The sequence below is a fragment of the Streptomyces sp. NPDC036813 genome, assembly GCF_055609245.1.
The window spans coordinates 249,520-274,417 of record NZ_JBVJPV010000008.1 but is presented as its reverse complement, the minus strand read 5'-3'; the positions used below and the strand labels follow the sequence as shown (position 1 = coordinate 274,417).

Below are 24,898 nucleotides of genomic sequence, written 5' to 3'. Positions count from 1 at the left end.
TGCGAGGGCCATGGCTCCAGGCGCCGTGGCCCCATAGCGCCCTGGGCGACTGCGGGCCGTGTGCGGCTGGTCGCGACCACGCGGCGGAGCCGCACACCAACGCAGCCCCGCGCCCCTTCGGGGGCGCACTGAACGCCCGATGGGGCGGCCCCCCTGACCGGGGGGCCGCCCCATCGTCGTACGCGCGCGTGGCGCCGTTACAGCGCCTGGCCCGGCAGCTCCACCTTCGCGCCCAGCGCCACGAGCTTCTCCATGAAGTTCTCGTAGCCGCGGTTGATCAGGTCGATGCCGTGCACCCGGGACGTGCCCTGGGCGGCGAGTGCCGCGATGAGGTACGAGAAGCCGCCGCGCAGGTCGGGGATGACCAGGTCGGCGCCCTGCAGCTTGGTCGGGCCGGAGACGACCGCGGAGTGCAGGAAGTTGCGCGCGCCGAAGCGGCAGGCGGAGCCGCCCAGGCACTCGCGGTACAGCTGGATGTGCGCGCCCATCTGGTTCAGCGCGGACGTGAAGCCCAGGCGGGACTCGTAGACCGTCTCGTGGATGATGGACAGCCCCGTGGCCTGGGTCAGGGCCACGACCAGCGGCTGCTGCCAGTCGGTCTGGAAGCCGGGGTGCACGTCCGTCTCCAGCGCGATCGACTTCAACTGGCCGCCGGGGTGCCAGAAGCGGATGCCCTCGTCGTCGATCTTGAAGGCGCCGCCCACCTTCCGGTAGGTGTTCAGGAACGTCATCATCGAGCGCTGCTGCGCGCCGTGGACGTAGATGTCGCCCTCGGTCGCCAGCGCCGCCGACGCCCAGGACGCCGCCTCGAGCCGGTCAGGCAGGGCGCGGTGGTCGTAGCCGCCGAGCTTGTCCACACCGGTGATGCGGATCGTGCGGTCGGTGTCCATCGCGATGATCGCGCCCATTTTCTGCAGGACGCAGATCAGGTCCTCGATCTCGGGCTCCACCGCCGCGTTCGACAGCTCCGTCACGCCCTCGGCGAGCACCGCGGTCAGCAGTACCTGTTCGGTCGCGCCGACGGACGGGTACGGCAGCCGGATCTTCGTGCCGCGCAGCCGCTGCGGGGCCTCCAGGTACTGGCCGTCCGCGCGCTTCTCGATGACCGCGCCGAACTGCCGCAGCACGTCGAAGTGGAAGTCGATGGGCCGCCCGCCGATGTCGCAGCCGCCCAGGCCCGGGATGAAGGCGTGCCCGAGGCGGTGCAGCAGCGGACCGCAGAACAGGATGGGGATACGGCTCGAGCCCGCGTGGGCATCGATGTCAGCGACGTTGGCGCTCTCCACCCGGGTCGGGTCGAGCACCAGCTCACCCGGCTCCTCACCCGGACGGACCGTCACCCCGTGCAACTGCAGCAGGCCGCGTACGACCCGCACGTCACGGATGTCCGGAACATTGCGCAGTCGACTCGGCTCACCGCCCAGCAGGGCGGCCACCATGGCCTTCGGCACGAGGTTCTTCGCGCCGCGGACACGGATCTCGCCCTCCAGCGGGGTTCCGCCGTGGACAAGCAGGACATCGTCGTTGACGGTCATGTATCTCGCGTTCCGATGAGTCGGGCAGGGGGAGAGAGACAGAGTAATCGCCACGGACCCCCCTGAAGTAAGCCCGCGGACCACCCGGGAACGTCATAGCTGTGTCACAACACGAACGGTTGAGCCCCGGGCACGTGCGGTCACCGCCGCCGGGTGTGCGCCCGGGGGAGCCTCCGTGAGCCGTGACCTGCCTTCACCCGCCTACCCCGATTGCCTCCCCACAGCCCGGGAAGATGCGGGATCATGTCTGGCATGACCGAGGTGTCCTCGCTCACAGGGCGGTTGCTCGTGGCCACCCCCGCCCTGGCGGACCCGAACTTCGACCGTGCGGTGGTGCTCCTCCTCGACCACGACGAGGAGGGCTCGCTCGGCGTCGTCCTCAACCGCCCCACGCCGGTCGACGTGGGCGACATCCTGGAGGGCTGGGCGGACCTGACCGGGGAGCCCGGCGTCGTCTTCCAGGGCGGCCCGGTCTCGCTGGACTCGGCTCTCGGCGTCGCCGTCGTCCCGGGCGACCCGGAGGCGAACGGTACCCCGCTCGGCTGGCGGCGGGTCCACGGCGCGATCGGCCTGGTCGATCTGGAGGCCCCGCCCGAGCTCCTCGCCTCGGCCCTCGGCTCCCTGCGGATCTTCGCCGGATACGCCGGCTGGGGCCCCGGCCAGCTGGAGGACGAACTGGTCGAGGGCGCCTGGTACGTCGTCGAGTCCGAACCCGGCGACGTCTCCTCCCCGTCCCCCGAGAGACTCTGGCGCGAGGTCCTGCGCCGCCAGCGCAACGAACTGGCGATGGTGGCGACCTACCCGGACGACCCGACGCTCAACTGAACCATGTGACCTTCAGTACCCTTGCGTTTATGAGCACTCTCGAGCCCGAGCGCGGGACTGGTACGGGGACCCTCGTAGAGCCGACGCCGCAGACCTCCCACGGTGACGGTGACCACGAGCGCTTCGCCCACTACGTCCAGAAGGACAAGATCATGGCGAGCGCCCTCGACGGGACGCCCGTCGTGGCGCTGTGCGGCAAGGTGTGGGTGCCGGGCCGCGACCCGAAGAAGTACCCCGTGTGCCCGATGTGCAAGGAGATCTACGACTCCATGGGCGCCGGCGGCGACGAGGGCGGCAAGGGCGGCGGCAAGAAGTAGTCCGCCTGGTCCGCCGTCCGGCGCGGGTGAGGCCCCCTGGCGTGCTGTGGCGCGCCGCCGGGGCCTCCGTGCGTTCGGGCGGCGTGGCAGCCGGACACGTTGCCGTCGGGCGCGTGCAGCCGGGCGTGTGCACCGGGCGAATGGTGCAGACCTCTTGTGGTCGGGTCCGCGGGCTCCCTAGCCTTCCCTGCTGTGCCGTACCGAGGGTCGTCCGGTGAACGCCGAGACGCTCTCTGTGAATCTTGTGCGCCGATGTCCCGCGGCGGCGGACCGAGCAGAACGGTGGGGGAGCCGACATGACTGCTGCGGAACTGCTTCCGGCGCCCCGGGCCGTGCGGGCGCTCGCCGCCGGGTTCACGCTCGACGAGAACACCCCGCTGACCGCCGGACCCGGCACCGAGGCCACCGCGCGCTGGCTGCGCGCCACGCTCGGGGCCGTGACCGGCTTCGCCCTGCCGCCCGGCGAGCGCCCGGGCGGCGCCACGATCCGGCTGGCCGTCGAGGACGCCGGGCCGCTCGGTCCCGAGGGATACCGGCTGACCGTGGACGCGGCCGGGGTGACCCTGAGCGGCGGCGGTCCGGCCGGTGTCTTCTGGGGCGCGCAGACGCTGCGCCAGCTGCTCGGGCCCGAGGCCTTCCGGCGCGCCCCCGTGACGCCCGGCCGGCGCTGGACCCTGCCCGGCATCGCCGTCGAGGACACGCCCCGCTTCGGCTGGCGCGGCCTCCTGCTGGACGTCGCCCGGCACTTCCTGCCCAAGGACGGCGTGCTGCGCCTGCTGGATGTGATGGCGGCGCACAAACTCAACGTCCTGCACCTGCATCTGACCGACGACCAGGGCTGGCGCGTCGAGATCGAACGCCACCCGAAGCTGACGGAGACCGGCGCCTGGCGCGCCCGCACCAAACTCGGCCACCGCGCCTCACCGCTGTGGGACGAGCGGCCGCACGGCGGTTACTACACCCAGGACGACATCCGCGAGATCGTCGCCTACGCCGCCGAGCGGCACATCACCGTCGTCCCGGAGATCGACGTACCCGGCCACTCGCAGGCCGCCATCGCCGCGTACCCGGAACTCGGGAACACCGACGTCATCGACACCACCGACCTCACCGTCTGGGACACCTGGGGGATCAACCCGAACGTACTCGCGCCCACGGACAACACCCTGCGCTTCTACGAAGGCGTGTTCGAGGAGGTGCTGGAGCTCTTCCCGTCCGTCTTCGTCCACGTCGGCGGCGACGAGTGCCCCAAGGACCAGTGGCGGCGCTCGGCCACCGCGCAGGCCCGCATCAAGGAGCTGGGGCTGGCCGGCGAGGACGAGCTCCAGGCGTGGTTCATCGCCCACTTCGACCGGTGGCTGGCCGCGCGCGGGCGGCGGCTCATCGGCTGGGACGAGATCCTCGAGGGCGGCCTCGCGCCGGGCGCGGCCGTGTCCTCCTGGCGCGGGTACGGAGGCGGGATCGCCGCCGCCCGAGCGGGCCACGACGTCGTCATGTGCCCGGAGCAGTACGTCTATCTGGACCACCGTCAGGCCGCGGGCGACGACGAGCCGGTGCCCATCGGCTTCGTGCGCACCCTGGAGGACGTCTACCGGTTTGAACCGGTGCCGCGGCAGCTCACCGAGGACGAGGCCCGGCACGTGCTGGGCACGCAGGCCAACCTGTGGTCGGAGGTGACGGAGGACCAGCAGCGCGTGGACTACCAGCTGTTCCCGCGGCTCGCCGCGTTCGCCGAGGTGGCCTGGAGCGCCCTGCCGGCCCCGGCCGCACGGGACTTCGCCGGCTTCGAGCGCCGGATGGCCGCCCACTACCGGCGGCTTGACGCTCTCGGCGTCGCCTACCGGCCGCCGGAGGGGCCCAGGCCCTGGCAGCGGCGGCCGGGCGTCCTGGGCCGCCCGGTCGACGGCCCGCCGCCCGACCGGTAGGCGCCGTCCCCGCCAGGGCGGGCGTCGTCCACAGCGCACCGGCAGCGCGTCGCCGACGGTGCGCGGGGCGGGCGTTGTCCACAGGGCACGAGCGGGCCATCGTCCACAGGATGCGGGCGGCCATCGTCCACAGGATGCGGGCGGTCGTCGTCCACAGGGTGCTGGTGGTCGTTTTCCACAGCCCCCGCGGGGGTCGAACAGGTAGTGGCACAATCGCATCAGGGTCACCGAAGAGTGCCAATTGGCGCCCTTCGGTGAAGCCGTGCGAAAAGGGACCAACCAGCCGGTGAGGTGGGCGAACGCCTCCTACCGGACCCGCGTCCTCAGCTGCCCGGAAGATGTGCCAGAGTTGCCACGTCCGCCCTGTCAGCACGTACCGTACGGCGCAACAGGCGGGACCAGGTGGGGCAGCGGGAAGGGGCAGCCGGTTTTGACCACGCACGCACCGCAGGCGGCGCAGCCCGTCACGCTGCCCACGACGCTGGACGAGGCCGTGGAGGCCCTGACCGCCATGCCCGCCGCCGTGCCGGTCGCGGGCGGCACCGATCTGATGACCGCCGTCAACTCCGGGCAGCTCAGGCCCGCCGGGCTGGTCGGCCTCGGCCGGATCAGCGAGATCCGCGGCTGGCAGTACCTGGACGGACACGCCCTGCTCGGCGCCGGACTCACGCACGCGCGCATGGGCCGCCCCGACTTCGCCGCCCTCATCCCGGCGCTCGCCGCCGCCGCCCGCGCCGCCGGCCCGCCGCACATCCGCAACGCCGGCACGCTCGGCGGCAACATCGCCTCCGCCGCCCCGACCGGCGACGCGCTGCCGGTGCTGGCCGCGCTGGAGGCGACCCTGATCATCGCCGGACCGGGCGGCGCCCGCCGGGAGGTCCCGGTCTCGCACCTGCTGGCCGGAGTGGACATGCTGCGCGGCGGCGAACTCATCGGCTACGTGCGCGTGCCGCTGCTGCACGCCCCGCAGGTCTTCCTCAAAGCCACCGGCCGCACCGGACCCGGGCGGGCCCTCGCCTCCGTCGCGCTGGTCCTCGACCCCGCGCGCCGGGGCGTGCGCTGCGCGGTCGGCGCCATCGCACCGATGCCGCTGCGGCCACTGGAGGCCGAGCACTGGGTCGCCCAGCTCATCGACTGGGACAACAACCGCGCGATCGTCCCCGAGGCCCTGCACGCCTTCGGCGAGTACGTCGCCGCGGCCTGCATCCCCGACCCGGCCCCGGCCGAGGACGGCTCCGTGCCGCCGCTGCCACCCGCCGTACTGCACCTGCGGCGCACCGTCGCCGCGCTGGCCCGACGAGCACTGGGGAGGGCGTTGTCGTGACCGACGACCAGCACGCTGAGGGCACCCCGCAGGGCGGCAGCCGCTGGGACCCGCTGCCTCAGGGCGACTACGACGACGGCGCGACCGCCTTCGTCAAGCTCCCCGAGGGCGGCATCGACGCGCTGCTGTCCGGCGACAGCCCGCTCGCCGCGCCCGGGCACGGCTATGTGCCGCCGCAGATAACGGTCGCCCCCGCCACCACCGCGGGCACCGACCCGGCCGCCACGGGCACGTGGAGCATGCCGGTGGACGGCGTGCACTGGGGCGCGCCCGCGGCCGGCGACACGTCGCAGGCGGGCACGGACGACCGGTTCGGCTACCAGCCCGGGGCGACCGGCCAGTGGAACTTCACGGAGCACACGGACACGGACGCGTACGGCACCGGCGGCGCCTCCGCCGAGCCGGAGGCCGCACCCGCGTCCGCGTCCGCGCCCGGTCACGACGTCACCGGTCAGTGGTCGATCCCGGTCGCCGGGGGTGATCTGCCGGACGAGTCCGGCGAGTACACCACGTCCTCGCTCGTCGAGCAGTGGGGCGGCACCCCGCCGGCCACGCTGCCCGGAGGAGCGGCCGCCCCCTGGGCGACCGGGGCGCAGGGTCACCCGTGGGACTCGCCGCAGCCTCCGGAGCACGGTGCGCAGGGGGAGCAGCACGCGGATCCGGCGCACGCCGGTGAGCACGCGGTTCCCGGGCACACCGGTACGCACTTCGCCCCGCCGCACGGCCACTTCGCCGGGCACGGCGACGACTACGCCGTCGGCCCCGCGGACGCGCCGCTGACCGGGCCCCTCCCGGCCGCCGCTCACGCCGCCCCGGCTCCGCAAGCCGCCCCCGAGGCGCCCGGCACCGAGTCCGCCGCCGACGAGCCCCGGACCGATCCGTCCACGCCGTCTGCGCGCGACACCCAAGGCGCAGCGGACGCGCAGGACGTGGACGCGCAGGACGTGGACGACGCGCAGGGCGCCCTCGGCCCGCAGGAAGAGCCCGACGCCGTGGGCACCGGCGCCGGGGACACCGGCGCCGGGGACACCGGCGCCGTGGACGCCGACGCCGCCCTCACCGCCGTATCCGCGCCGGAGCCGCAGACCGAGGAGGCACCCGAGCCGCAGTCGCCGGAGGCGGCCGCGTCGCGGGAGGGTGCCGAGGAGCCGCCCGCCGCCGAGCCGTCCGAGCCGCCCGCGCACGAGGCGACGGGCCTCGGCGAGTTCGCTCAGGGCGACCGGCAGCCGCACGACGCCCCACCGCCCCCGCACGACGAACACCCCCTCGCCTCCTACGTGCTGCGGGTCAACGGCGCCGACCGCCCCGTCGGCGACGCCTGGATCGGCGAGTCGCTGCTGTACGTGCTGCGCGAGCGGCTCGGGCTGGCCGGGGCCAAGGACGGCTGCTCGCAGGGCGAGTGCGGGGCGTGCAACGTGCAGGTGGACGGCAGGCTCGTCGCCTCCTGCCTGGTGCCCGCCGTCACCGCCGCCGGCAGCGAGGTGCGCACCGTGGAGGGCCTCGCCGAGGAAGGGCAGCCCTCGGACGTGCAGCGGGCTCTCGCCCGGTGCGGCGCCGTCCAGTGCGGCTTCTGCGTGCCCGGCATGGCGATGACCCTGCACGACCTGCTGGAAGGCAACCCGGCGCCGACCGACATGGAGGCCCGCCAGGCGCTGTGCGGCAACCTGTGCCGCTGCTCCGGCTACCGGGGTGTCCTGAGGGCCGTCCAGGAGGTCGTCGCCGAGCGGGAGGCACTGCGCACCGGCGACGCTGAGACGGACGGCGACGAGGCCCGTATCCCGCACCAGGCGGGCCCCGGCGCGGGCGGTGTGCACCCGAGCGCGTTCGAGGCCGGCGGCTTCGAGCGCCCGGCCGCCTTCGAGGACCCCGCCGCCCCGCACGGGCATGACCAGCAGCCGTACGGACAGGGAGAGGACGGAGGCCAGGCGTGAGCAACGAAGCCGCCGCCGCGACCACCACCGCGGAGGCAGCACCCGCCCCCGAGCAGATCCCGCACGGCCTGGGCGCCTCCTTGCCGCCCGCCGACGCCCGCGCCAAGACCGAGGGGACCTTCCCCTACGCTGCCGACCTGTGGGCCGAGGGCCTGCTGTGGGCGGCCGTGCTGCGCTCCCCGCACCCGCACGCGCGCATCGTGTCCATCGACACCACCCACGCGCGCGAGATGCCCGGCGTGCGGGCCGTCGTCACGCACGAGGACGTCCCGGGCAGCCCGGTGTACGGCCGGGGCGCGGCCGACCGCCCGGTGTTCGCCTCGGACGTCGTACGCCACCACGGCGAGCCCATCGCGGCCGTCGCCGCCGACCACCCGGACACCGCGCGGATGGCCGCCGCTGCCGTGATCGTCGAGTACGAGGTGCTCGACCCCGTCACCGACCCGGAGCACGCCTTCGAGGCCGAGCCGCTGCACCCGGACGGCAACCTGATCCGGCACATCCCGCTGCACCACGGCGACCCGGGCGCGGTCGGCGAGGTCGTCGTCGAGGGCCTGTACCGCATCGGCCGCCAGGACCCCGCCCCGATCGGCGCCGAGGCCGGTCTCGCCGTGCCCCGCCCCGACGGCGGCGTGGAGCTGTACACGGCCTCCACCGACCCGCACACCGACCGCGACGCCCTCGCCGCCTGCTTCGGACTGGAGCCGGAGCGGGTGAAGATCGTCGTCACCGGCGTCCCCGGAGCGACCGCCGACCGCGAGGACCAGGGCTTCCAGCTCCCGCTCGGGCTGCTCGCGCTGAAGACCGGCTGCCCGGTGAAGCTGACCGCGACCCGCGAGGAGTCCTTCCTGGGCCACGCCCACCGGCACCCCACCCTGCTGCGCTACCGCCACCACGCGGACGCCGAGGGCAAGCTGGTGAAGGTCGAGGCGCAGATCCTGCTGGACGCGGGCGCGTACGCCGACACGTCCTCGGAGGCGCTCGCCGCGGCGGTCGCCTTCGCATGCGGCCCCTACGTCGTGCCGAACGCGTTCATCGAGGGCTGGGCGGTGCGCACCAACAACCCGCCGTCGGGCCATGTGCGCGGCGAGGGCGCCATGCAGGTCTGCGCCGCCTACGAGGCGCAGATGGACAAGCTGGCGAAGAAGCTGGGCGTCGACCCGGCGGAGCTGCGTCTGCGCAACGTCATGGCCACGGGCGACGTGCTGCCGACGGGTCAGACGGTGACCTGCCCGGCGCCCGTCGCCGAACTCCTCCAGGCCGTACGCGACTTCCCGCTGCCGCCCCTTCCGAAGGACACCCCCGAGGAGGACTGGCTGCTGCCCGGCGGCCCTGAGGGCGCGGGCGAACCGGGCGCGGTGCGGCGCGGCGTGGGCTACGGCCTGGGCGTGGTCCACATGCTCGGCGCGGAGGGCGCCGACGAGGTGTCCACGGCGACCGTGAAGGTGCACGACGGCGTCGCCACCGTGCTGTGCGCGGCGGTGGAGACCGGGCAGGGCTTCGCCACGCTGGCGCGGCAGATCGTGCAGGAGACCCTCGGTATCGACGAGGTGCACGTGGCGCCCGTCGACACCGACCAGCCTCCGGCGGGCCCGGGGTGCCGCGGCCGCCACACGTGGGTGTCGGGCGGCGCGGTCGAGCGCGCCGCCAAGATGGTCCGTACGCAGCTGCTGCAGCCGCTGGCCCACAAGTTCGGCATGTCGACGGAGCTGCTCCAGATCACCGACGGCAAGATCACGTCGTACGACGGCGTGCTGTCGACGACCGTGACCGAGGCGATGGACGGCAAGGAGCTGTGGGCCACGGCCCAGTGCCGCCCGCACCCCACCGAGCCGCTGGACGAGTCCGGCCAGGGCGACGCCTTCGTCGGGCTCGCGTTCTGCGCGATCCGCGCGGTGGTGGACGTCGACATCGAGCTGGGTTCGGTACGGGTGGTGGAGCTGGCCGTCGCCCAGGACGTGGGCCGGGTCCTCAACCCCGCGCAGCTCGCGGCGCGGATCGAGGCGGGTGTCACGCAGGGCGTGGGCATCGCGCTGACGGAGAACCTGCGCACGCCGCGCGGTCTGATCCGCCACCCCGACCTCACCGGGTACGCGCTGCCGACGGCCCTGGACGCGCCGGACATCCGAATCGTCAAGCTGGTCGAGGAGCGGGACGTGGTGGCGCCGTTCGGCGCGAAGGCGGTGAGCGCGGTGCCGGTGGTGGCTTCGCCTGCGGCGATCGCGTCGGCTGTGCGCGCCGCGACGGGCCGCCCGGTGAACCGGCTGCCGATCCGCCCGCAGGCGGCGGTGGTGAACCACTGACGGGGGCCGTTGTCAGTGGTGGGGCGTAGTGTTCCGAGTGCGGGCCAGGGACAGGGAGTTCGCCCGCACGGGGAAGCACACGGGGGAAACATGAGTACGCACACCATCACCGCCAGGGGGCCGGACACCGCGTCCGGGCTGGCCCTGGATCTGCCGCCGCGGCTGCTGGACGAGGAGTTCGGCGCCGGGCGGATCGTCCGCTTCGAGGAGATCGACTTCCCGCGCGCCCTCACGCACGAGCCGACGCGCCGCTTCCTGCGCGAGGCCGGCCTGCCGGAGGAGACGCCGTGGTTCCGGCTGGACATGGACGTCCCGCTGGCCACGCTGGAGGAGTACGCCGTGCACGAACTGCTGCTCTCCACGGCCCCGCACGAGGCTCTGCCGCCGGGAGCGGCCCGCCTGATACGCCTCGGTGAAGCCGTGGACGGCACCAGCCTGACCGTCGACGGCGTGACGGGCACGGTCCTGTCCTGGCCCGGCCCCGGCACCACCGCTCAGCCCCTGAACGCCGACGTCTCCAGCCTGGCCTTCCTGCTGTGGCTGGCCCACCGCCGCGAGACGGGCTCCCTCGACCCCGCCGGCGCACCGGTGGCCCTGGGCATCTAGCACCCGCCCCGCGCGACGGCACGCAGGGCTCGGCGCCACGGCACACAGAAGGGCCCCTGCGACGGTACGCAGGAGGGCCCCCGCGACGGTACGCAGGAGGGCCCCCGCGACGGTACGCAGGAGGGCCCCGCGACAGCACGCGAAAGGGCGGCGCCCTGGGAAGGTCGCCGCCCTTGCGTTCGCCTGGTCAGGCGCGGGAGGCCGTGGCGGGAATCGAACCCGCGTAACCCGCTTTGCAGGCGAGTCCCTGAACCACTCGGGCACACGGCCGGGTCGGGGTGGAGCCCTCCGGACTCCGTTCCGAACTCGGTGCGTTGACCGTACGGCGGGGCGGGAGCGGGGCTCAAGGGAAACCCGGGTCGTGCAACGCGACTGCCACACGCCGTTCATGAAGGGAGGCCGCGACAGGGGCGCAACTCCGGTACGGGCCTTACCCTGGCGGCCGTGAGCGCTCTCGAACCGCGCGACGACGCCGTCGCCCACGACCAGGCCGCCGACAAGGTGGGCGCGGGGACGCCCGCCGTCCGCGAGACCGTGCTGAGCCGGCCCTACCGGGCCCTGAGCATCGGGATCGTCTCCGTCATCGTGCTGATCGCCTTCGAGGCGACCGCCGTGGGCACGGCGATGCCGGTCGCGGCGCGCGAGCTGGACGGGCTGTCGCTGTACGCGTTCGCGTTCTCCGGGTACTTCACGACGAGCCTGTTCGGCATGGTGCTCGCCGGGCAGTGGTCCGACCGGCGCGGCCCGCTCGGTGCGCTCACCTGCGGGATCGCCGCGTTCGGCGCCGGGCTGCTGCTGTCGGGGACGGCGGGCGTGATGTGGCTGTTCATCGCCGGGCGGGCCGTGCAGGGCCTCGGCGGCGGGCTGGTGATCGTCGCGCTGTACGTGGTCGTGGGCCGGGCGTATCCGGAGCCGCTGCGGCCGGCGCTCATGGCGGCGTTCGCGGCGGGCTGGGTCGTGCCGTCCGTCGTCGGCCCGCTGGCCGCCGGTGCGGTGACCGAACACCTCGGCTGGCGCTGGGTGTTCACCGGCATCCCGGTGCTCGTCGTCGTCCCGCTGGCCCTCGCGCTGCCGCAGATACGGCGGCGGGCGTCCGGGCCGGTGGACGGCCGCGGCGACGCCCCGGGACGTGCGGGCGCCGGGAGTGGGGGCTCCGTCGACCGCCGACGCCTGCGGCTCGCGCTCGGCATCTCCGTGGGCGCCGGGCTGCTCCAGTACGCCGCGCAGGATCTGCGCCCGCTGTCGCTGCTGCCCGGCGTCGCGGGGGCCGCGCTGCTCGTGCCGGCGGTGCTGGGGCTGCTGCCGCGCGGCACGTACCGGGCGGCGCGCGGGCTGCCGTCGGTCGTGCTGCTGCGCGGGCTGGCGGCCGGGTCCTTCATCGCCGCGGAGTCCTTCGTGCCGCTGATGCTGGTCACCCAGCGCGGTCTCGCGCCAACGCTCGCCGGGCTGTCGCTCGCGGCGGGCGGCGCTACCTGGGCGCTGGGCTCGTGGGTGCAGGCCCGGCCGCGGGTGGAGCCCTACCGGGAGCGGCTGATGACCGTCGGCATGGTGCTGGTCGCCTCGGCGATCGCCGCCGCGCCGGGCGTGCTGATCGACGGGGTGCCGGTGTGGACGGTCGCCGTCGCCTGGGGCTTCGGCTGCTTCGGGATGGGCCTGGTGATCTCCTCCACCAGCGTCCTGCTGCTCCAGCTCTCCGCCCCCGAGGAGGCCGGCGCCAACTCCGCGGCGCTGCAGATCTCCGACGGCCTGTCCAACGCCCTGCTCCTCGCCGCCGGCGGAGCGGCCTTCGCCTACCTGGGCGGCGGCACGGTGAGCCACACGGACACCCAGGGCGCGGGTGCGCATCCGGCCGCCTTCGCCGCCGTCTTCCTGCCGATGGCAGCCGTGGCCCTGGTGGGCACGTGGGTGACGACCCGGCTGCGAGAGCGGTGAGCGGTCCACACGTCGCAGGGCCGGCGGCGGGGGCCGTACTCTCCCCGCACGCAGGAGCTGACCGTTCCCCTCCGGCCCGGCCTGGGGCAGGGCCCTCGACGATCTCGCGGATGCGCCCGGGCCGCGGCCCGAGGAGATCACGCGCGAGGCCGTACGCCGGTAGGTCGAAGCCGAGGCCGCCCGGGTGCGGGCCGCCGCGGCCGGCGCGGGGTGCCGGGGAGGTGCCGGTTGTCGGGGAGGTGCCGGTCCGTGCGCCGGGCGCGCGGTCCGCGGTCATTCGCACAGCCTGCGCAGCAACTCGGCGTGCGCCGTGGCACACCGGCACCCGGCCCGCCGGCAACCCCGCACCCCGCCCACCCGCACCCACCACACCCCACCCCCACCCGGCACCCCACCCTCGCCGAGGTCACCGCGCTCGCCGCGACCGCCTTCGGTGGCCGGCCCCCGAGGCGTGGGAGGCCGGACTGCCGGCCTCCGCGGTGCACCGGCCGTGTGCCGGATGCTCGGCACGGCCGCCTACGACGACCTGTGGGAGCAGGCGGCCGCGCTGCTGCACGCCCTCGCCACGAACCACCCCCTCGTCGACGGCAACAAGCGCACCGCCTGGCCGGCAGCGGCAGGCTTCCCCGCCGTGGGCGGCGTCGATCTCGCCGGCTGCGACCAGGACGCGGCGTACGACCTGGTCATCGACGTGGCCTCCGGGAAGGAGAGCGATGTGCGGGTGATCGCGGGGCGGCCGAGGGCGCTGTGACGTGAGTCCCACCCGCGGGCGAGCCGGGCTTGTCCGCGCGTGGTGCGGGGGGCGGCGCCGGTAGGGTGGCCCGGTTGTCATACGTAGCCGAGCCGCCACGACCTTGATCCCGGAGACCGTGACTACCACCGCCAGCTCCCCCTCGTCACACTCGCACCATCTGTCGCCCGCGTTCCCCGGTCGTGCCCCCTGGGGCACCGCCAGCAAGCTGCGCGCCTGGCAGCAGGGGGCGATGGAGAAGTACCTCCATGAGCAGCCACGTGACTTCCTGGCGGTCGCGACCCCCGGCGCAGGAAAGACGACCTTCGCCCTGACGCTGGCGTCCTGGCTGCTGCACCACCACGTCGTGCAGCAGGTGACCGTGGTCGCGCCGACCGAGCACCTGAAGAAGCAGTGGGCCGAGGCCGCCGCCCGGATAGGGATCAAGCTCGACCCCGAGTACAGCGCGGGGCCCCTGGGCCGCGAGTACGACGGCGTCGCCGTGACCTACGCGGGCGTCGGCGTGCGGCCCATGCTGCACCGCAACCGCTCCGAGCAGCGCAAGACCCTCGTCATCCTCGACGAGATCCACCACGCCGGTGACTCCAAGTCCTGGGGTGAGGCCTGTCTGGAGGCGTTCGAGCCGGCGACGCGGCGCCTGGCGCTGACCGGTACGCCGTTCCGCTCCGACACCAACCCCATCCCCTTCGTGACGTACGAGGAGGGCGCGGACGGCATCCGCCGCTCGGCCGCCGACTACACCTACGGCTATGGCTCCGCCCTGTCCGACGGCGTCGTCCGGCCGGTCATCTTCCTCTCCTACAGCGGCAACATGCGCTGGCGCACCAAGGCCGGTGACGAGATCGAGGCCCGCCTCGGCGAGCCGATGACCAAGGACGCCATCAGCCAGGCCTGGCGCACCGCGCTGGACCCGCGCGGCGAGTGGATGCCGTCCGTGCTGCGCGCCGCCGACCAGCGCCTCACCGAGGTCCGCAAGGCCATCCCGGACGCCGGCGCCCTCGTCATCGCCTCCGACCAGGACTCCGCCCGCGCCTACGCCAAGCTGATCCGGGAGATCACCGGCCACAAGGCGACCCTGGTGCTGTCCGACGACACCGGCGCGTCGAAGCGGATCGACGACTTCAGTGCCGGCGACGACCGGTGGATGGTCGCCGTCCGCATGGTGTCCGAGGGTGTCGACGTGCCGCGCCTCGCGGTCGGCGTGTACGCCACGACGATCTCCACGCCGCTGTTCTTCGCGCAGGCCGTCGGCCGTTTCGTGCGGTCCCGGCGGCGCGGCGAGACCGCGTCCGTCTTCCTGCCGACAGTGCCCGACCTGCTCTCCTTCGCCAACGAGATGGAGCGCGAGCGCGACCACGTCCTGGACAAGCCGAAGAAGGACGGCGAGGAGGACCCCTACGCCGAGGAGGACAAGCTCCTCCAGGAGGCGGAGCGGCAGCAGGACGAGGACACCGGCGACCAGGACATGCTGCCCTTCGAGGCGCTGGAGTCCGACGCCGTCTTCGACCGGGTGATGTACAACGGCGCCGAGTTCGGCATGCAGGCCCACCCCGGCAGCGAGGAGGAGCAGGACTACCTCGGCATCCCCGGGCTGCTGGAGCCCGACCAGGTGCAGCTGCTGCTGCAGAAGCGGCAGGCCAAGCAGATCGCGCACAGCAAGAAGAAGCCGGCCGAGGAGGCCGACCTGCTGGAGATGCCCGCCGAGCGGCGGCCGGTGGTCACGCACAAGGAGCTGATGGAGCTGCGCCGCCAGCTCAACACCATGGTCGGCGCCTACGTCCACCAGAGCGGCAAGCCGCACGGCGTCATCCACACCGAGCTGCGCCGGGTGTGCGGCGGCCCGCCGAGCGCGGAGGCGACGGCCGGACAGCTGCGGCAGCGGATCGCCAAGGTCCAGGAGTGGGCGACCCGCATGAAGTGACGCGGGGGCGCGCGAGGAAAGGGCGGGCGGCGGCCCGGCCGTGACGCGGGGACCACGCGCCTCAAGTGGCGTCCACGCGCCTCGAGTGGCGTCCGCGCGATGCCCCCGAGGGGTGTGCGAGCGCGATCGTGCGCTGTACGTATCCGGACAAACACAGATGGTTCGTCTCGGCCATTGCCCGGATTCTGGACGGAGCCTTCCGCTGAGCGAACCTGCTTCGCTACTGTCCCGCTACGCACACGCCCCGTGGCAGCGCCGCCGCGGAGCGCAGCCGTGAAGCGACTGGGTCCGGAAACGACCCGGACCGTCACCGATCGGCGGCCTTCGTTGCGCGTCACCGACGGGACTCGGTGGCGCAATCCGTCCCTGTGGAGGCCCGCCGACCTCACCACTTGGAGGAGTGGGCGTCGTGACCGCGGAGACCTCTCAGACGCTCGACCGAGGACTGCGGGTCCTCAAGCTGCTGGCCGACACGGACCATGGGCTGACCGTCACCGAGCTTTCCCACAAACTGGGTGTGAACCGGACCGTGGTGTACCGGCTGCTCGCCACGCTGGAGCAGCACGCTCTCGTTCGGCGTGATCTGGGCGGCAGGGCCCGGGTCGGGCTGGGTGTGCTGCGGCTGGGCCGTCAGGTGCATCCGCTGGTACGTGAGGCGGCGCTGCCGGCGCTGCGATCGCTGGCGGAGGACATAGGCGCGACCGCGCACCTCACCCTCGTGGACGGGACCGAGGCGCTGGCCGTCGCGGTCGTCGAGCCGTCGTGGACGGACTATCACGTGGCCTACCGGGCCGGGTTCCGGCACCCGCTGGACCGGGGCGCCGCCGGAAAGGCGATCCTCGCGGCCCGGGCCGATCCGCTGGGCGACCCCGGCTACACGCTGACGCACGGCGAGCTGGAAGCCGGCGCCAGCGGGGCCGCGGCACCACTGCTGGGGCTCACGGGGGTCGAGGGCAGCGTCGGCGTGGTGATGCTCGCCGACGCCGTACCGGAACGGGTCGGACCCCGCGTCGTCGACGCCGCCCGCGAGGTGGCGGAGGCGCTGCGCTGAGCGCTCGGCCAAGCGCTTTGGCCCAACCGACAAACACCGGCCCGCCCCTTAGGCCGTTCCCATCACCCTGTGACGTTTCCTCCTCCGCATCATCAAGGGCCAGACAAGCCCGTGCGGTGGAGGGAGTGGCAGCGTGGACACAGTCGGCACGCAGGCGCCAGCAGAACAGCAGACAGGGCCCGTCGGCCGGTTGACCCGGCGGCAGGCCGTCGGCTCGCTCGTCGGGGACGCCGGGCGCAGCCCGCTGCACAGGACCATGGGGGTCGCCCAGCTGACGTTGCTCAGCGTGGGCGCCACCCTGGGCACCGGGATCTTCGTCGTGCTCGGGCAGGCCGTACCGGAAGCCGGGCCGGCGATCGTCGTGTCGTTCGTGCTGGCCGGCGTCACCGCCCTGTTCTCGGCACTGTCCTACGCCGAGCTGGCCGGGATGATCCCCGGCTCCGGGTCGTCGTACAGCTACGCCTACGCCACCCTCGGCGAGCTGGTCGCCTGGGTGTGCGGCTGGTGTCTGATCCTGGAGTACGGCGTGTCCGTCGCGGCCGTCGCCGTCGGCTGGGGGCAGTACGTCAACGAACTGCTCCGGCTCACGCTCGGCGTGACCCTGCCGGCCTCGCTCAGCGCCCCGCCGGGCGCGGGAGGCACCCTCAACGTCCCCGCCGCCCTGATCGTCGTCCTCGCCATGGTCGTCCTGCTGCGCGGCGCCCGCGAGAGCGCCGTCGCCAACACGGTCATGGTCGCGGTGAAGATCGCCGCGCTGGTGCTGTTCTGCGCGGTCGCCTTCACCGCCTTCCGCGCCGGGAACTTCCAGCCGCTGTTCCCGCTGGGCGCGGCCGGCATGAGCGCCGGAGCGGCCTCGCTGTTCTTCTCCTACATCGGCTTCGACGCCGCCTCCACCGCCGGTGAGGAGGCGAAGAACCCGCAGCGGGACCTGCCGCGGGCCATCATCCTCTCCCTCGTCCTGGTCACCGCCCTGTACGTCCTCGTCGCGGTCGCCGCGCTAGGCGCGATGCCCTGGACGAAGTTCGCGGGCACGGAGGCCACGCTCAGCGAGGTCCTCGTGCAGGCGGTCGGCGGCGGCGACCTGTGGCCGGTCCTGCTGTCGGTCGGCGCCGTCGTCGCCACCACCAGTGTGGTGCTCACCGTGCAGTACGGGCAGATCCGCATCCTCTTCGCGATGGCCCGGGACGGGCTGGTGCCGCCGCTGTTCGCCCGCGTGCACCCGCGCACCGGTGTGCCCCGCGCCAACACCGTGATCGTCTCCACGTTCATCGCGGTGCTCGCCGCTCTCGTGCCGCTCGGCAGCCTGGCCGATGCCACCAGCATCGGTACGCTCTTCGCCTTCATGCTGGTCAACCTGGCCGTCGTCCTGCTGCGCCGCCGCAACCCGGACGCGCCGCGCTCCTTCCGCGTCCCGTTCTCCCCCGTCACCCCGCTCCTCGGCGTCCTGTTCTGCGGCTACATGCTCTTCAGCCTCGGCACCGACACCTGGATCGCGTTCGGCGCGTGGATGGCGGTCGGGCTCGTCGTCTACGGCCTCTACGGCATCCGCCACTCCAAGCTGAACTCCGCCCGGGAGAACGTGTGACCGCCCTCGACCTGTCCGCCGACGTCGTGGACCTCACCCGCGCCCTCGTCGACCTCCCCTCCGTCAGCGGGCAGGAGGCTTTGATCGCCGACGCCGTCGAAGCCGCCCTGCGGGAACTGCCCCACCTGACCGTGCGGCGGACCGGCAACTCCGTCGTCGCCCGCACCCGCCTCGGCCGGCCCCAACGGGTCCTGGTCGCGGGCCACCTGGACACCGTCCCGGAGGCCGGGAACCTGCCCTCCCGGCTCGCCGACGGCCGGATCCACGGCCTGGGCGCCTGCGACATGAAGGGCGGCGTGGCGGTGGCCCTGCGCCTCGCGGCCGGCGTGCCGGCGCCCTCCCGGGACATCACGTACGTCTTCTACGAGTGCGAGGAGGTCGAGGGCGACCGCAACGGCCTGCACCGCATCGCCGCCGACCACCCCGCACTCCTCGACGCGGACCTCGCGATCCTCATGGAGCCCTCCGACGCCGGCGTCGAGGCCGGCTGCCAGGGCATCCTCACCGCCGACATCGTCGTGAAGGGTGCCCGCGCCCACACCGCCCGCGCCTGGCAGGGCGTCAACGCCGCCCACAAGGCCGCCACCGTCCTGCGCCGCCTGGACGAGCACAGGGCCGGGCGGGTCGTCGTCGACGGACTGGAGTACCGGGAGGGGCTCAGCGCCGTCGCCGTACGGGCCGGGGTGGCGGGGAACGTCGTACCGGACGAGTGCGTCGTCACCGTCAACCTCCGCTTCGCGCCCACCCGTTCACCTCAAGAGGCCGAGGGTTACGTCCGCGCGCTCTTCCCGGAGTACGAGGTGCGGGTCACCGAGGTCGTCGCCGGCGCCCTGCCGCACCTGGACCGCGTCGGCGACCTCGTCGCGGCGCTCGGCGCGCGACCCAGGCCCAAGCTGGGCTGGACGGACGTGGCCCGGTTCGCCGCGCTCGGCGTGCCCGCGCTGAACTACGGCCCCGGCGACCCGTCGCTCGCGCACACCCCCGGCGAGTACGTGCCCGTGGAGCATCTGCGCCTCTGCGAGGAGCGGCTCAGGCGGTGGCTGCTGTGAGCCCGGCCAGGGTGCGCAACTGCAGCCACAGCACGAGCCGTTCGTCCGGGTCGTCGAGGTCGACGCCGACCTGCTGCTGGAGCTGCCGGAGCCGGTAGCGGCAGGTGTTGGGGTGCACTCCGAGCAGCTTCGCCGCGCCCGCCATGTCGCACCCGGCGTCGAAGAAGCACACCAGGGTGCGGGCGTACTCCGTGCCGTGCCGCTCGTCGTGGTCCAGCACCCGCCGCCACGCGCCCGCGCTCAACTCACGCCGCTCGCCGAGCAGTTCGGTCAGCCGCAGCAGGACGACGCGCGGGCGCACCGCGTCCACGGACGCCACCGGCAGCTCCGGTCCGAGCAGCCGCAGCACCAGGTCGGCGTCGGCGCGCGAGTCCGCCGCCCGGCCCGGCTCCGGCACCACCTCGCCCAGCGCGGCCCGCACCGGCACCCGCAGCGCCTGCCCGGCCCGCGCCACGATGTCCTCGGCCAGCTTCACATGCCGCTCCCCGGGCCCCGGCAGCAGCGCGTACACCACGCCGTCCAGCAGCACGCACGCGTGCCGCCCGTACCGCGCCTCGCACTGCAGGCGTACGACGTCCAGCAGCCGTAGCGCGGTCTGCTCCGCGTCGGGCAGACCGGCGGCGGTGCCGAGCACGAACGCCGCGACCCGCACCGGGCCCCGCACGCCGAGGCGCGCGGCGGCCGTGTCGTCGGCGCTGCCGTCGAGGAGGCGGCGCAGCAGGTCGCCGCCCTGGTGCCGGGCGAGTTCCTGGGCGGCGCGGGCACGCAGCAGGAGCAGCGCCGCCGTGGACGCGCCCTGCGCGAGGGTCTGTTCGGCGTCGGGCGCGAGCCGGCCGTCGTCCACCACCCAGATCGAGCCGAGCGTCTCGCCGCCCGCCCGCACGGCGACCGCCAGCCGGGGCAGGTCCCCCGCCCGCAGCGCGGGCAGCCGCACCGGGCCACCGGCCGCGAACAGGATCCGGTACTGCTCGGTGTTCTCCGCGCTGACCGGCACCTGAAGGCCGAGGATGCCCTGACGGCGGTCCTCGTCGACCGCCTGACCCGGCACGGTCGAGTACGCCAGGATGCGCTGGCGCGGGTCCTCCACGGCCGTCGCCCCGCCCACCGCCGCCGCGATCGCGTCGGCCAGCGCGAACAGGTCCGCGAGACCGCCGGCGGCCGGGGCGGGCCCGCTGCCCGCCGCCGAGGCCAGCAGCAGGTGCACCTGGTGCCAGGCCGCGTCCTCGTCGACCGACAGCAGCGCCACCCCGTGCGCCTCCGCCACCTCGGCCGGGCCGCCCGTGCCGCGCACCACGACCCCGGTCAGCCCCGCCCGCGCCGCCTCCTCCACCAGCGGTCCGGCCGTCCCGGGCTGCACCCCGACCGCCAGCAGCAGCGCGCCCGGCGCACGCGGCAGCGGGGCCTGGGCGTCGTACAGCAGGACGTCGGTGACGGGGACGGCGAGGCCCGCGGGCGCGGTGTGCAGGCGGACGGTGGGCCCGCCGACCACGTCCAGCAGGGCGCCGAGAGTGCGGGCGTCCATCGGGCTCCTTCGCGCACGGTTGGCCGATCTCGCAAGGAACCTACGTCCGTGTTGTCCGCTCGCACAACACATGGGTCCGCCCGGACTTCGAGACTCGAGCCATGACAGACACCGTGACGACCGGAGTCACCATCCGCACCGTCCACGACGTCGCCTCGCTCGCGGCCGTGGCCGACTTCTTCAGCGACGTGTGGCGCACCCCGCGCGTCGCGCCGCCCTACCCGGCCGAGGTGCTGCACAGCCTGGTGCACGCCGGCGGAGCCGTGCACGCGGCGCACACCGGACGCCGGCTCGCCGGGGCGGCCGTGGCGGTGCGCGGTGCGGACGGCGACACGTACTCGCTGGTCGCCGCCGCCGACCGCGGCCTCGGGCACGCGGTGAAGCAGGCGCAGCGCGCGTGGGCCGTCGGCGTGGGCGCCCGCACCATGCGCTGGACCTTCGACCCACTGGTCGGCCGCAACGCACGCTTCAACCTGGCCAAACTGGGCGCGGTCGGCACGGAGTACCTGGTCGACTTCTACGGCCGCATGGCCGACGGCGTGAACGACGGCGACGAGAGCGACCGGCTGACGGTGACCTGGGACCTGACCGGCCCCTCACGGTCGTACGACCTCGACCTCGACCTCGGCCCCCAGGGGCCGGTCGCCGCCACCGCGCCCGACGGCGGCCCGCTCACCCGCCGCTCGCTCACCGACCGGCACCTGTGGTGCCGCGTCCCCGACGACGTCGTCGCGCTGCGCGCCGCCGATCCGGTGCTCGCCCTGCGGTGGCGGTACGCGGTGCGCGAGGTGTTCACGCGGGCCTTCGCCGACGGCTTCCGGGCGACCGGGATGTCCCGCGACGGCTGGTACACGCTGACCCGTGCGTCCGAGGAGGCCGGCGCATGAGGCTGGAACGCGCCGAGATCGTGCACGTGGCGATCCCGCTCGTCACCCCCTTCCGCACCTCCTTCGGCACCATGACGACGAAGGACACCTTCCTGCTGCACGTGGTCACCGACACGGCCGAGGGCTGGTCGGAGTTCGCCGCCGACCCCGAACCGCTGTACTGCTCGGAGTTCGTTGCCGGTGCCGAGATCGTGCTGCGGGACTTCCTGCTGCCGCGCGCGGCGGCCCTGCCGCGGCTGACGGCCGCCGCCCTCGCCCCCGCCTGCGCGCAGATCAAGGGCCACGAGCTGGCCAAGGCCGCGCTGGAGACGGCGGTGCTCGACGCGGAACTGCGGTCGTACGGCATGCCGCTCGCGACATATCTCGGCGCCGTGCGCGAGCGGGTACCCGCGGGTGTCTCGGTCGGCATCCGGGAGTCCGTCGGTGAGCTGCTGGACGATGTCGAGCACTATCTCGCCGAGGGGTACGTCCGCATCAAGCTGAAGATCGAGCCGGGCTGGGACGTCGAGCCGGTGCGGGCGGTGCGCGAACGGTTCGGGGCCGGCCTGCCCCTCCAGGTCGACGCCAACACGGCGTACACCCTCGCCGACGCCGAGCACCTGCGGCGCCTGGACGACTTCGCCCTGCTGCTGATCGAGGAGCCGCTGGAGGAGAACAACCTGCACGCCCACGCGCGGCTCCAGCAGCGGCTGCGCACCCCCGTCTGCCTCGACGAGTCCCTGCACAACGCCCGCGACACCGCGTCCGCGATCGCGATGGACGCCTGCCGTGTCGTCAACGTCAAGCCCGCCCGGGTCGGCGGCTATCTGGAGGCCCGCCGGGTGCACGACGTGGCGCACGCGCACGGGGTGCCGGTGTGGTGCGGCGGCATGCTGGAGACCGGCATCGGCCGCGCCCCGAACCTGGCACTGGCCGCGCTTCCCGGCTGCACCCTGCCCGGCGACACCTCCGCCTCCAGCCGCTACTTCGCCGAGGACATCACGGAACCGTTCGTGCTGAAGGACGGCCATCTGTCCGTGCCGACCGGCCCGGGCATCGGCGTGGAGCCGCTGCCCGAGGCGCTCCGCCGCTGCACGCGTGAGCGTCGGGACCTGTACGTCCGCCGCCCGGGGCGGAGCGGAGTGGGGGCCTGACGCCGACCGGGGCGGAGAGGGGCGGGGCCTGACGGCGACCGGGCTGGTGCGGGATGGGGCTGACGGCGACCGGGCGGAGAGGGCGGGGCCTGACCGCGACCAGGCTGGTGCGGGGACGGGGCCTGACTGCGACCGGGCGGAGAGGGGCGGGGCCTGACCGCGACCAGGCTGATGCGGGATGGGGCTGACCACGGCCGAGCTGGGGTGGGGTGGGGCCTGACCGCGACCGGGGCGGGCGTGGGCCTGACGGCGATCGGCGGAGCTGGGCCTGACGGTGACCGGCGGAGGTGGGCGCGGCCCTGAAATGCGACCGCCGCGGCGGGGCGGCGGCCTGACCGCGACCGCGACCGGGGCGCGACCGGGGCGGGACCGGACGGCGGTCCCGCCTTGGGCCGCCGGTGCCGGGGGAGGGGGCGAGCGGCCCGCGCCGCCCTGTGTTGGGGGGAGGGGGCGAGCGTGCCGCGCCAGCCGCCGGGCGGCGTGAGCGGCGTGAGCGGCGTGCGCCACCCACCCACCGGGCGGCGTGAGCGGCTCGCGCCCCCCCGCCGGACGGGTGAGCGGCGTGCGCCACCCCGCCGGACGGGTGAGCGGCGTGCGCCACCCCCCGCAGGGCGGCGTGAGCGGCTGGCGCCACCCCCCCGCCGGGCCGGTGAGCGGCGTGCGCCGCTCACCGCCGGGCAGGGCAGCGGCCTGCGGTGACCGGCGCCGGATGCGGGGTCGGCCGCACGTTAGATTGGCTCCGTGCTCTCTCGCCTCACACGCCTCCAGGCCCTGGCCGTCTGCGCGCTGCCCGTCGTGGCCCTGCTCGCCACGGCGGCGTTCGCGCCGCTGCCGTTCTCGGTGGCGCAGCCGGGCACGACGGCGAACGTGCTGGGCGACAACAAGGGCACGCCGGTCATCACGATCACCGGGGCGCCCACCCGCCGGAGGAGCGGCCAGCTGCGGATGACGACCATCGAGGCGACCGGGCCCGACGCGCGCGTCTCGCTCGGCGACGTCGTCGACGCCTGGTTCGCCACCGACCGGGCGATCATGCCGCGTGACGCGGTGTACCCGAGCGGGCAGAACGTCAAGGAGATCGAGCGGCACAACCTCGCGCAGATGGACCAGTCCCAGGACGCGGCGGCCAAGGCCGCGCTGGACTACCTCCACCTCAGCGACAAGAAGGTCAAGGTCGATCTGAAGCTGGCGGACATCGGCGGGCCCAGCGCCGGGCTGTTCTTCGCCCTCGGCGTCGTCGACAAGCTCGACGGCGACGGCAGCGGCGGCGACCTCACGGGCGGCCGCACCATCGCCGGCACGGGCACCATCGACTCCGACGGCAAGGTCGGCCCGGTGGGCGGAGTGGGCCTGAAGACCCAGGCCGCCCGCCGCGACGGGGCGACCGTCTTCCTCGTGCCGAAGGCGGAGTGCTCCGACGCCAAGGGCGAGCTGCCCAAGGGCCTGCGCCTCATCCCGGTCACCACGCTGAAGAGCGCCGTGGACGCGCTGGTCGCCCTCGAGAAGGGCCGGGGCACGGTCCCGAGCTGCTAGGCGGGACCGGGCGTCGCGAGACGCAGCCCCACCTCCACGAGGGTCCAGCCGAGACGGCTGCGCAGCTCACGCCGGGGGTGCGCGGGCGGCTCGGGCGTGCTGTGGCGGTGCGTTCGTCTCTGCGAGGTCTCGGTGCGCTGGCGGTGCAGGACGAGGTGCGTGTGCGGATCGAGCATCGGAGCCTCTCTCAGTCCGTGGTGAACGGGAAGACGTGCGTGTGGACGCGGACGTGCTCGGCGCCGGGGGACTCGTCGTGGGCCCGGTAGTCCTCGATCAGCGCGTGCATCTTCTCGACGAGCTCGGTGGCGCGGGCGGGGTCCAGCCGGAGCGTGAAGTCGCTCAGGTCGGTGGCGTGCGACCAGGCCGGCAGCCAGTGCTCCCGGGTGGCCACCCAGGTGGACACTTCCCGGGCGTGCGTGCCGCCGATCTCGTGCAGATAGGTGTCGGCCGCTCCCCGGGTGTCCGGGTCGGACGAGTGGAGCAGGTTCTCGTCGAAGCTGACGCCCTGGTCGACCGCCCGCCACCAGCGCTCGCGTCCCTTGCCGTGCTCGGGGGCGTCCTCCACGAACCCGTGGGCGGCGAGCTGGCGCAGGTGGTAGCTGGTGGCCCCGCTGGACTCGCCCAGTCGCTCGGCGAGCTGGGAGGCGGTGGCCGGTCCGTGCAGGCGCAGCGCGCGGAGCAGCTGCATGCGCAGGGGATGGGCGAGCCCGCGCAGTGAACGGGCGTCGAGCGTACGGACGTTGCGGTGTTCAGGCTCGGGCATGTTCC

At 74.2% G+C, this 24,898-nt stretch carries 19 protein-coding genes, 1 tRNA gene and 1 pseudogene; 16 read left to right on the top strand and 5 right to left on the bottom strand.

The annotated features are described in order from the left end of the window. Positions 1–197: 197 nt before the first annotated feature. On the bottom strand, positions 198–1,535 hold the full coding sequence (gene murA, locus ACZ67Q_RS19110; protein ID WP_469813315.1) for a UDP-N-acetylglucosamine 1-carboxyvinyltransferase: 1,338 nt from the start codon (positions 1,533–1,535) through the stop codon (positions 198–200). 252 nt (positions 1,536–1,787) lie between these two features. Between murA and ACZ67Q_RS19105 the strand changes: the two genes are divergently transcribed. The 7 genes from ACZ67Q_RS19105 to ACZ67Q_RS19075 all read left to right on the top strand — a co-directional run bounded on the left by ACZ67Q_RS19105 (position 1,788) and on the right by ACZ67Q_RS19075 (position 10,766). Beyond that, entirely contained in the window at positions 1,788–2,360 is a 573-nt protein-coding gene (locus tag ACZ67Q_RS19105; protein WP_361622439.1) for a YqgE/AlgH family protein, read from the top strand. Between the two features lie 29 nt (positions 2,361–2,389). Further along, positions 2,390–2,677 carry a DUF3039 domain-containing protein gene (locus tag ACZ67Q_RS19100; protein ID WP_361622442.1) on the top strand — a complete coding sequence of 96 codons (288 nt, stop codon included), beginning with the start codon at positions 2,390–2,392 and terminating at the stop codon, positions 2,675–2,677. 296 nt (positions 2,678–2,973) lie between these two features. Further along, complete coding sequence (locus ACZ67Q_RS19095) at positions 2,974–4,602, top strand: beta-N-acetylhexosaminidase (protein ID WP_471183294.1); 1,629 nt, start codon at positions 2,974–2,976, stop codon at positions 4,600–4,602. Positions 4,603–5,032: 430 nt separating this feature from the next. Then, on the top strand, positions 5,033–5,926 hold the full coding sequence (locus tag ACZ67Q_RS19090) for an FAD binding domain-containing protein (protein ID WP_471183292.1): 894 nt from the start codon (positions 5,033–5,035) through the stop codon (positions 5,924–5,926). After that, a complete protein-coding gene (locus tag ACZ67Q_RS19085; RefSeq protein ID WP_471183290.1) occupies positions 5,923–7,857 on the top strand; it encodes a (2Fe-2S)-binding protein in 1,935 nt (644 codons plus the stop codon). Before ACZ67Q_RS19090 ends, ACZ67Q_RS19085 begins: the two co-directional genes overlap by 4 nt. After that, positions 7,854–10,160: a xanthine dehydrogenase family protein molybdopterin-binding subunit gene (locus ACZ67Q_RS19080; protein WP_471183287.1), complete on the top strand. Its 2,307-nt coding sequence runs from the start codon at positions 7,854–7,856 to the stop codon at positions 10,158–10,160. Before ACZ67Q_RS19085 ends, ACZ67Q_RS19080 begins: the two co-directional genes overlap by 4 nt. 90 nt (positions 10,161–10,250) lie before the next feature. After that, complete coding sequence (locus ACZ67Q_RS19075; RefSeq protein WP_471183284.1) at positions 10,251–10,766, top strand: SUKH-4 family immunity protein; 516 nt, start codon at positions 10,251–10,253, stop codon at positions 10,764–10,766. A gap of 198 nt (positions 10,767–10,964) precedes the next feature. On the opposite strand, the gene ACZ67Q_RS19070 is transcribed toward ACZ67Q_RS19075, so the two are convergent. Then, positions 10,965–11,036, bottom strand: a tRNA-Cys gene (locus ACZ67Q_RS19070). A gap of 174 nt (positions 11,037–11,210) precedes the next feature. Between ACZ67Q_RS19070 and ACZ67Q_RS19065 the strand changes: the two genes are divergently transcribed. The 6 genes and pseudogenes from ACZ67Q_RS19065 (at position 11,211) to dapE (ending at position 19,055) form a co-directional block, all read left to right on the top strand. Next, entirely contained in the window at positions 11,211–12,698 is a 1,488-nt protein-coding gene (locus ACZ67Q_RS19065) for an MFS transporter (protein ID WP_471183280.1), read from the top strand. Between the two features lie 381 nt (positions 12,699–13,079). Then, a pseudogene (locus ACZ67Q_RS19060) lies at positions 13,080–13,449 on the top strand (type II toxin-antitoxin system death-on-curing family toxin); the annotation flags it as partial. Between the two features lie 118 nt (positions 13,450–13,567). After that, positions 13,568–15,370: a DEAD/DEAH box helicase gene (locus ACZ67Q_RS19055; protein ID WP_471183277.1), complete on the top strand. Its 1,803-nt coding sequence runs from the start codon at positions 13,568–13,570 to the stop codon at positions 15,368–15,370. A gap of 409 nt (positions 15,371–15,779) precedes the next feature. Next, positions 15,780–16,421: an IclR family transcriptional regulator gene (locus ACZ67Q_RS19050; protein ID WP_471183274.1), complete on the top strand. Its 642-nt coding sequence runs from the start codon at positions 15,780–15,782 to the stop codon at positions 16,419–16,421. Between the two features lie 133 nt (positions 16,422–16,554). Beyond that, entirely contained in the window at positions 16,555–18,006 is a 1,452-nt protein-coding gene (locus ACZ67Q_RS19045) for an amino acid permease (protein ID WP_471183271.1), read from the top strand. Then, on the top strand, positions 18,003–19,055 hold the full coding sequence (dapE, locus tag ACZ67Q_RS19040) for a succinyl-diaminopimelate desuccinylase (protein ID WP_471183268.1): 1,053 nt from the start codon (positions 18,003–18,005) through the stop codon (positions 19,053–19,055). Before ACZ67Q_RS19045 ends, dapE begins: the two co-directional genes overlap by 4 nt. Here the strand turns inward: dapE and ACZ67Q_RS19035 are convergent. Then, positions 19,036–20,577 (bottom strand): PucR family transcriptional regulator, encoded by a 1,542-nt coding sequence (locus ACZ67Q_RS19035; protein ID WP_471183265.1) that lies wholly within the window; start codon positions 20,575–20,577, stop codon positions 19,036–19,038. The two genes, dapE and ACZ67Q_RS19035, sit on opposite strands and share 20 nt — an antisense overlap. A 101-nt stretch (positions 20,578–20,678) precedes the next feature. Between ACZ67Q_RS19035 and ACZ67Q_RS19030 the strand changes: the two genes are divergently transcribed. From ACZ67Q_RS19030 to ACZ67Q_RS19020, 3 genes are all read left to right on the top strand, one after another. Then, positions 20,679–21,464: a chorismate synthase gene (locus tag ACZ67Q_RS19030; RefSeq protein ID WP_471183262.1), complete on the top strand. Its 786-nt coding sequence runs from the start codon at positions 20,679–20,681 to the stop codon at positions 21,462–21,464. Beyond that, entirely contained in the window at positions 21,461–22,597 is a 1,137-nt protein-coding gene (gene menC, locus ACZ67Q_RS19025; RefSeq protein ID WP_471183259.1) for an o-succinylbenzoate synthase, read from the top strand. Before ACZ67Q_RS19030 ends, menC begins: the two co-directional genes overlap by 4 nt. 741 nt (positions 22,598–23,338) lie before the next feature. After that, on the top strand, positions 23,339–24,130 hold the full coding sequence (locus ACZ67Q_RS19020) for a S16 family serine protease (protein WP_471183256.1): 792 nt from the start codon (positions 23,339–23,341) through the stop codon (positions 24,128–24,130). Here ACZ67Q_RS19020 and ACZ67Q_RS19015 read toward each other — a convergent pair. After that, complete coding sequence (locus tag ACZ67Q_RS19015; protein ID WP_471183254.1) at positions 24,127–24,306, bottom strand: hypothetical protein; 180 nt, start codon at positions 24,304–24,306, stop codon at positions 24,127–24,129. The two genes, ACZ67Q_RS19020 and ACZ67Q_RS19015, sit on opposite strands and share 4 nt — an antisense overlap. An 11-nt stretch (positions 24,307–24,317) precedes the next feature. Beyond that, on the bottom strand, positions 24,318–24,893 hold the full coding sequence (locus tag ACZ67Q_RS19010; protein ID WP_471183251.1) for an ArsR/SmtB family transcription factor: 576 nt from the start codon (positions 24,891–24,893) through the stop codon (positions 24,318–24,320). Positions 24,894–24,898 lie beyond the last annotated feature (5 nt).